Here is a 7,719-nt window from a genome sequence, read left to right as displayed (position 1 = left end):
AGCTCTATCATGAAATAGGTCGTTTTGAAAAATCCACTGGAATTTGTTCGGAGTGCGGGCAACGCCATGTTTTAACATTGAATGATAGGCGTTTTACTTGTACGGCTTGCGGAGCGTATCAAAGCCGAGATCTAGCTGCTGCTAAAAGCATAGCTAGTACAGGTGAGTTAGATATAATTGCGGCTGGAATCGTCGCAAGGGTAACACCCGCATCTCAGCAGAAACAATCTGTTAAAACGAAAGTCTTCGAATTATCGAAGTTGGATTTTGGATCTGAGAAAAAAGAAGCTGCCTAGCTGTTAAGCTAGACTGTAGAAGCCCTGTGATCAGAGTGAACCGATGTCGCTGGGTAGTTCACGCGTACTGCAAAAGATAATTCAGCAAGGCTTGGTGGTAGAGTCGCGAGTCTTGATCTCAGAAATGGTCAAGAAGGGTACTTTGGCACAGTGACAATTGCTTGTGATGACGGCTACTTTAAGAAGTCTAACGAACCTAACGCACAAAGTGAGTGGGTTGAAAGAACTTACTTTTTTGATGTCAAAGTGGATAGTCGGTTTTTAAAGAATTTTAAACCGGCTATTGAAGTAGGGGACGAAGTAACTTTAAGAGGAAAACTTATTCAAGAAAAGTGGACTGATAATGGTGGGCAAAACCGCTCTTCAACAAAGATTAAAGCTATCGAGCTAATTCAACATCTTAGAAAAGTTGAAGTGGAATGTTTAAAAGCCTCTGGTTTAATTGGCAATCAGAACCAACAAAATAGTCACCCACAACAAAACAGTTCTTCAAACTACCAAAGTGCGCCTCAGCATCATAGCCAACAGCAAAATAATGCACAAAACTATCAGCGCAGCCAGCAAGACCAGAGCGCACCAATAAACTATCCGCAATCGCAGGGCGGTTTTGCTCCTAAACCTCAACCAGGGGGGTGTGGCGGTAGTCAACAATAACAAGCTAGATAAGGTTTCCTAGCCTAGGAATTTGCATGACAAGGATGTCACTTTTGTTTTTTCTAATATTCATAATACCTTTTCGCCTCTCGCGAGTAACTCTGCTATGGCAGTTAAAGTTGAATATTAGTTACGCACTCTCAACATCAAGTTGAAAAGCAAAAATCTATTTTGTGAGTGCACACCAAGCAACTTCGTTGCTTGTTTTAACCTCTGAGGGTTTAACCTTCACAGGTTAATCCTTCAGGTTTTTTAAAATTTGGAGGAACTTATGAATAACAAATCAACCGGCGCATATTTACGTCGTCGCGAACGCAAATTAATTAAACGAGCAAAACGTGATGGATCTAACAAGTTAGTTATTCGCGCAAGCCGTTTATATCAAGAGTCAAACCGCGTTTTTCACGGTTAATCTCTAACCTATCTACCAACCCACAAAGGGAATTTTCCCTTTGCTGGGGATGTTCCTTTTAAAAATCTCTTTGGAGGAGAACATCATGGCTAGACCAAAAAAGGCCATAACCAAAGCTCAAATAAATGCAGAACTTGAAAGAAAGAAGCAGTTTAAGCCGAAGCGAACAACTGATCACTTTCTGTCAGTAAATGCAGAATATACGTGCCATTCGTTAGACGAAGACATCATAACAGCTCATCGAGCGGGTAAAGTTGCCCCAGGGCAGGGTGTATTTTTTGGTTTAATGGATGATTGTTTGGATGCTGCAAGAGGTGAATATTACATTCATTGGTCAGACGAGAACATTAAGGCGTTATGGGAAAGTGTTTTGTATCGTTCACTTGGTATGCTTCGGTATGCTAAAGCGAATTCAGAGAGGCTAAACGACGAACTTGAATGGATTTGCTCTGCAAATTTTGATTATGTATGCCAGTGTCTAGATTTAGATGCTTGTTCAATTAGAATTGCAGTACCACAGATCTTACAACAGTATAATCAACTTAATGAATTACTTGTAACTAACAAATACGCTAAAGCTCTTTGTGAATACAAGCACTTCATCTTCGATGGTAGCAATTTCTCATCGTCTAACTCTCACCTTTATAGTGACTTAGAAGGGCCTGACATCCCTCTTTGGCATGATCTAAAGTTTTAGGAGTTGATAATGGAAATTTATCTTATTCATGAGTCTAATACTTGGACTCTACTTGATGATAATGTTACTGAGCGAAAGCTACTATTAGGTCTGAGTGATGAAGGCTATCACTTTGGTCATATTGATGGTTGGCCAGACTCAGTTGAAGTTTGGAATTCTACCAGTTATGCAACTAAGGAATTAGCGGCAGAGGCTCAAGTGAATTTTATGCTAAACCTTGCAGTTGAGGATGAAACAGAAGAAGTATATGAAAAGTGTTCTGTTCTAGACTCACCAAACCTTCATCTTTATGAAAAAAGTTATATAGACTTTTTAGAAGTACCATTTTAAATATTAAGAAATCAAACCCATCAAGGGACACTACACCCTTGAAGGGATAAGTGTCCCTCAAAAATCTCTTTGGAGGAGACACAATATGAATACTCAAACACAATCAAACGTATCTACAATTAAACCAGCAACTAAAATTGATTATAACGAAATGATAGAGGTTGACGCTCATGAGCGTTTCCCTGAAATCTTCGACCCTAATCAATATAAGATTAAAATTCGTAAACACCGCCACCCTAATTGTCAAAAAGCAGACATGTATTATACGCCGGATGAAGCAACACTTCGTAAAGCGTTAGCATGGTGGCTTGCGCCTGCTCAACCGAAGCCTCTTGGCTTGGTTGGTGAAACAGGTACAGGTAAAACGGAGTTATTACTATTCATTGCAGATCGCTTTAATGAGCCTGTCTTCATTGAAAAAGTAACCGTAGGCATGTGTGGTGAGCGCTTAGAAGGTGGTTATGAATTAGCTGTTGATGGAAAAGGTAATAATGTTACTCGCAAGCGATACAGCCAAGCTGCATGCGGATACAAATACGGTGGTTTAGTTATCTTAGATGAAGTTGATAAAGCTAATGAAGATTTATCAACATCGCTTCATTTGTTTGTTGAAGGCAAACCTTGGACACTAAGTGTTTTCGGTGAAACCATAAACAAACATGCTAACTGTCGAATAGCTGCTACAGCTAATACTACCGGTGGTGGTGATAGTGATAGGTATATTACTTCACAACGTTTAGACCAAGCATTACGTTCACGTTTTGGTTGGTTAAAAACTAAATATCCAAGCAAAGCAGTTGAGTTGGAAATTTTGGAAAAGAACTTTCCGAAACTAACATTGCCGATTCGCAAGCTTATGGTACAAACAGCTGACTCTTTAAGAACAGCTGCATTAGGTAAAGACCACGATGGCAACATCGATAATGGATTAGGGTGTGTTTTTTCAACACGAACTTTAGTCCACTGGGGTTTTTACATGATGACATTTGGTGCCAATCGTTCTCCATATGAGTCATTTGAATTTTCGTTCTTAGGTTCCATTGATAATGATGAAATTGAAGAGGTTAATTCTGTTGTTCAACGAGTCTGGGGTGATGAAATTAATAAACCACTTGGCGAGTTAATTCAAAAAAAGTAACTACCTCAAACACTAACACATCTTCTAACTCGGCTAACTTAAAAGTTGAGAGAGGGGACACAGTGTTTGAGTGCTTTGAAGTTGAAAATGGTCGTTTTATTGGTTTTAGCTACCAACCATCAAATGGTAAATACCTCCGTATTGAAGGGGGTAAAGACCCACTTAAAATTGACGATGTAAGAGACATTAAAGCTATGAGTATGTCTGAGTTAATTCAGGCAACCGATAAGATTGATTACATTAGGAACGGCAATCCTTATTTTCTTATTCATTCGGATGAGAAAATGAAGAGCTGTGACTTTGTAAACTGTCGAGCTCAAGTTATGTTCAATGCTCAAGGTAACCTGAAATGTAATAACCCGTTTGATGTTTATCATCATGCCGGTGAAGGTAAATTTTGGGCTGTAACATCATTCCAAAATACGACATATGTGTTGTTCAAAAATGATAATACTGAATGGAAATGGGTTTTTATGTCTGTAAACGGTGAGAGAAATGCTCTTGCCAAAAATAAAGAACAAAGAGGTTATTCACTTATTGGAATAGGCCACTTTAATCAAAATACATGGGATATTGAAGTGATGTAACAAATCGCAGGTCCTATTAATCAACCAACCCTTTGGGGAGTACTTTCCCCAACAGGGAAGTCTCCCCTTTTTTTATCAAATTGGAGGAGACAACATGTCTTTATCAAACGAAGCAATCGCAAACGGCAAAGAGTTAGCAGAACAAAACACTTCACTTAAAAATGGAGCATGTTTGTTAGGCTGGCAATTAAGATCGCCATGTGGTGAATCAACTTTACCGAACGCAAAGATAGAACTAGATGGTCAGAAAGTATCATCTAATCAAATCAAGGGGAGTAAATTACAGTGGTTTCCTAGAAGCAAGCTGAAGCTTACAACGAAGTACAACAACCGGCTTACACGAACTTTTAATAGTTATGGTGTTAAGTATGGAGACTTTACGGTTGTCCCAACGACCAGGTTAGATGAGCTTAAGTCAGAGCTTGATGGAATAAAGCGTGATTGGCAAGATGAAGTATCAGTATTAATTGCTGAATATGATATTTCAGTTAATCAACATATGGCTGAAAATTCAGATATCGCTGCACTGATCTATAAATACGCTTTATCTCAGGTTGAGTTCCAATCAAAATTCAAACTGTCGTTTACAAAGCCTTTGGCTATGAAAGCGCTTTTTGATGATGATGAAGACGATATCAAAAACGATGTTGCAGAAACTCTTTGGCAAGAAATCGCTAAAGAAGCAGGCAGTGTATATAAAACAAACTGGTTTAAAGACAAAACGCCAGTTAATCGCGTAAGCCAAAAAGTACGTTCACCATTTAGAAGAATGATGAATAAACTTATTGATTTATCATTTGTAGATAATGGTATTGAAAACGTGGTTAGTACAATACAGGAGGTTTTAAATAACTTACCTTCTAGTGGCTACATTGAAGGTCATTCATTTTCAGAGTTAACCAACTGGTTACTCGTAATGAGTAATGAAGACACACTTCGCCTTCATGCTGAAGGAAAACCTCAATATAGTGCAACACCAGAGCCGGAAGTAATTACACATGAGGATACCGACGTAGCGAGCCTTTTCGTTTCAGGTAAATCTAGTGAAACTGCTTCTGAGAGTTCAATCATTTTAGAAACAGCTGATCAAGAAAATTCATTTGAATTTGACCGAGCGCCTAAAGAAGAAACCGTTTTTTTCGAGCCCGCTGAGCGTAACAACTCTTTAGGTGATTTTGGATTTAATTGGTAACAAATTAAGGAAGGAATCTAGCTTCCTTTAATTCTAAACCCACAGGGGATACTCACCCCTTGTGGGTGTATCCCCCTCTTAAACATTTCTGGAGGAGATGCAAATGAATAAATCAAAACTATTAAAACGATTTAGAATGCTTTCAAGAGTAATGAGTAACCGTGGTGACATTACGATTAACTTAACTGGTAACAGATGCTATACAGATTACAACAGCATTACTTTACCCGTAGGTGATCTTGAAAACCCCGATTATCTCGAACTTTTGGAAGGCGCTATTGATCATGAAGTAGGACATCTACGATGGACCGATAGAACATGGACAGCTAAGTCGTATGAAAAAGGGGTATTTTTCAATGCTATTAGAAATGGCATTGAGGATATTCGTATGGAAAGAATGGTTTGTCTGGAGTGGCCGGGCGCCATCTTAAATTTATCTAAGATGGTTACTCAAGGTATTAAAAAGGGATGGTTCAGTAAACCAACTGATAGCTTCCCACCTTCATTACTGCTGCAAGCTGTAGTTGTATATTATGGTCGATATAAAATTAACAACCAAGTACAACTAAAGGAGTTCTGTGAAATTGCATTAGCTTTATTAACTGATTGTATTGGCCAAAAACCAGTACAAGATTTAATTTTGTTATTGGATACGATACCAACGCTTCAATCTAACCAACATAGTTATGAACTTACAGAACAGATCATTCAATTACTTAAGAAAATAGAGTTTAAACCGGGCGATAGCCAAGGTCAAAACTCAAATGTTAGCCAGCAAGTTATTAATTTTGTAAATGAATGCCTAAATGCCGATGAAAGTCAGCTCATGGCGGATTTACATGAACAAGTTAATAACGAGCTAGAGAAAATGGCTGATGAAGTAAGATCAAGTAATGATATGGAGCAACTAATTGACTTCAATGCTCCTTTAATATCAAAAAATGATCGCGGCACAGTTGGTACTGCAGAGCTAAACCTAGCTAAGAGACTTTCAACACCTATAAATCGAGAACTCCATAAAATAATTTATGAGTTACACCGAAAAAGTGTGAATTTTTCTAAGCAAGGTAGAACTGTTGAGGCAAATAGACTTGCTGGAGTAAAAGCTGGTAATTTTAATGTTTTTAAATCAGAAAGAATTACTAAAGCTCCAACAATGGCGATATCAGTTCTCGTAGACAGGTCTAGTTCAATGAGTGCTGATGATATGAATGGTGTTAATACTTCTGCGCTTGCAATTAACTTAGCAATAGATAAGTTGAAAGGCGTAAATAGTGAATGCATATATTTCAGTGCCGGTTACCTATATGAAGCAAAGTGTTTTAAATCAACAACTAAAGCCGTTAAAGATAACTTTAGAGTCAGTAGTAGAGGCGGAACACATACAGGGTTAAGTCTTTATTCTGTAATTCGTAGGCTGTCACTTCGTGTCGAGCAAAAGAAAGTTGTTTTTATCATTACTGATGGTCAAGCAAGCGATCTAAAGTATTTAGAAAAGTCGATTGAAATGTCGGAACTTCTAGGTATTCAAATTGTATGCATTGGTATAAATACAGGAATGCTTTATGGCTTTGAGAATCAGGAATTACTCAACATTCAAACCGTTGAAGAGTTACCCTCGATTCTAAAACAAGTAATTAAAAATAAATTAATTGCTTAACCAAGTAATGCGCCCTTTTGGACGCATTTTAAAGCAAACACAATGTTTTAAAATGCGGCTATAAGCTGAACAATCATCATGTGAATAAGTCTTAACTTGATCTGCCAGATTTGATTTATAGAGTTGAATTAAAACTGACAGTGAATAGCCAATAAAGGCCTCTGGCAAACTCATTTTGACTGGCAACTAACAAAACTAAACGGACGCTGACAGCTACTTCTAAGTAGCTAGTATTCACCTTCAACTCTAATTTAAATAGCTAAGCTGATTCCAGTTCATAACACTGCTGTTTAAGCCAACGACCTAATTTCATAATATCAGGTTGCCTAGCTCGTGTTTCCTTATAGACAAAATAGAAGTTATCTCCGGTATTAAGCTCGTGCATAGGTATGCGCACAAGACTTTGCTGGCGATCCTGATCATCCATCATGTAATTATTAATGAGGGTAATTCCCAAATTATATCGAGCCGCTTCAGCGGCAAGTAAGACATGACTAAATTGATTAATTTTGACGTCTTTGGGTAATTCAAATTTACCACTCATACACCAACGTAACCAGTCGTCACCAAGACTTTCATTTGTATCTGAGTATTGTACTGATAATAACGGGTGTTGCCATAATGAATCAGGTAGAGGCTTATTTCTTAACTGCTGCCAAAGCTTTTTTCCACACACGGGATAAAGTTTTTCAGTAAACATGAATTGATTGACAAAGTTACGTTCCGGTGGATTCACTGAAATAAAACAATCCG

General features: G+C 38.0%; 9 protein-coding genes and 1 pseudogene. 9 read left to right on the top strand and 1 reads right to left on the bottom strand.

Going from position 1 to position 7,719, the window contains the following annotated elements:
* The 9 genes and pseudogenes from L1264_RS21020 to L1264_RS20980 form a co-directional block, all read left to right on the top strand.
* Window positions 1-296 (top strand): transposase (locus tag L1264_RS21020; protein WP_235404601.1); only part of this gene is annotated, 296 nt, incomplete at its 5' end.
* A 96-nt stretch (window positions 297-392) separates the two neighbouring features.
* A pseudogene (locus L1264_RS21015) lies at window positions 393-950 on the top strand (single-stranded DNA-binding protein); the annotation flags it as partial.
* A gap of 271 nt (window positions 951-1,221) precedes the next feature.
* The gene (locus tag L1264_RS21010) at window positions 1,222-1,362 is read left to right on the top strand and encodes a hypothetical protein (protein ID WP_162898092.1); all 141 of its coding nucleotides are present in this window, start codon (window positions 1,222-1,224) and stop codon (window positions 1,360-1,362) included.
* 85 nt (window positions 1,363-1,447) lie between these two features.
* Complete coding sequence (locus L1264_RS21005) at window positions 1,448-2,059, top strand: hypothetical protein (protein ID WP_235404599.1); 612 nt, start codon at window positions 1,448-1,450, stop codon at window positions 2,057-2,059.
* Between the two features lie 9 nt (window positions 2,060-2,068).
* Window positions 2,069-2,389 (top strand): hypothetical protein, encoded by a 321-nt coding sequence (locus L1264_RS21000; protein ID WP_235404596.1) that lies wholly within the window; start codon window positions 2,069-2,071, stop codon window positions 2,387-2,389.
* Between the two features lie 85 nt (window positions 2,390-2,474).
* Window positions 2,475-3,527: an AAA family ATPase gene (locus L1264_RS20995; RefSeq protein ID WP_235404594.1), complete on the top strand. Its 1,053-nt coding sequence runs from the start codon at window positions 2,475-2,477 to the stop codon at window positions 3,525-3,527.
* 62 nt (window positions 3,528-3,589) lie between these two features.
* Window positions 3,590-4,114 (top strand): hypothetical protein, encoded by a 525-nt coding sequence (locus tag L1264_RS20990; RefSeq protein WP_235404592.1) that lies wholly within the window; start codon window positions 3,590-3,592, stop codon window positions 4,112-4,114.
* Between the two features lie 94 nt (window positions 4,115-4,208).
* The gene (locus L1264_RS20985) at window positions 4,209-5,306 is read left to right on the top strand and encodes a DUF3150 domain-containing protein (RefSeq protein WP_235404590.1); all 1,098 of its coding nucleotides are present in this window, start codon (window positions 4,209-4,211) and stop codon (window positions 5,304-5,306) included.
* 103 nt (window positions 5,307-5,409) lie between these two features.
* On the top strand, window positions 5,410-6,966 hold the full coding sequence (locus L1264_RS20980; RefSeq protein WP_235404588.1) for a VWA domain-containing protein: 1,557 nt from the start codon (window positions 5,410-5,412) through the stop codon (window positions 6,964-6,966).
* Between the two features lie 259 nt (window positions 6,967-7,225).
* Here the strand turns inward: L1264_RS20980 and L1264_RS20975 are convergent.
* A partial coding sequence (locus tag L1264_RS20975; protein ID WP_235404586.1) for a LysR substrate-binding domain-containing protein occupies window positions 7,226-7,719 on the bottom strand: 494 nt, incomplete at its 5' end.

Origin of the sequence: Pseudoalteromonas sp. APAL1 (genome assembly GCF_021532475.1) — a bacterium.
Lineage (GTDB): Bacteria > Pseudomonadota > Gammaproteobacteria > Enterobacterales > Alteromonadaceae > Pseudoalteromonas > Pseudoalteromonas lipolytica_C.
This window is presented reverse-complemented; position numbering and strand designations above follow the sequence as displayed.

Excerpts from the sequence above, each read along its gene's own strand:
- L1264_RS21000 (WP_235404596.1), top strand. The coding sequence starts at position 2,069 with ATGGAAATTTATCTTATTCATGAGTCTAATACTTGGACTCTACTTGAT.
- L1264_RS21005 (WP_235404599.1), top strand. The coding sequence starts at position 1,448 with ATGGCTAGACCAAAAAAGGCCATAACCAAAGCTCAAATAAATGCAGAA.
- L1264_RS20980 (WP_235404588.1), top strand. The coding sequence starts at position 5,410 with ATGAATAAATCAAAACTATTAAAACGATTTAGAATGCTTTCAAGAGTA.
- L1264_RS20985 (WP_235404590.1), top strand. The coding sequence starts at position 4,209 with ATGTCTTTATCAAACGAAGCAATCGCAAACGGCAAAGAGTTAGCAGAA.
- L1264_RS21010 (WP_162898092.1), top strand. The coding sequence starts at position 1,222 with ATGAATAACAAATCAACCGGCGCATATTTACGTCGTCGCGAACGCAAA.
- L1264_RS20995 (WP_235404594.1), top strand. The coding sequence starts at position 2,475 with ATGAATACTCAAACACAATCAAACGTATCTACAATTAAACCAGCAACT.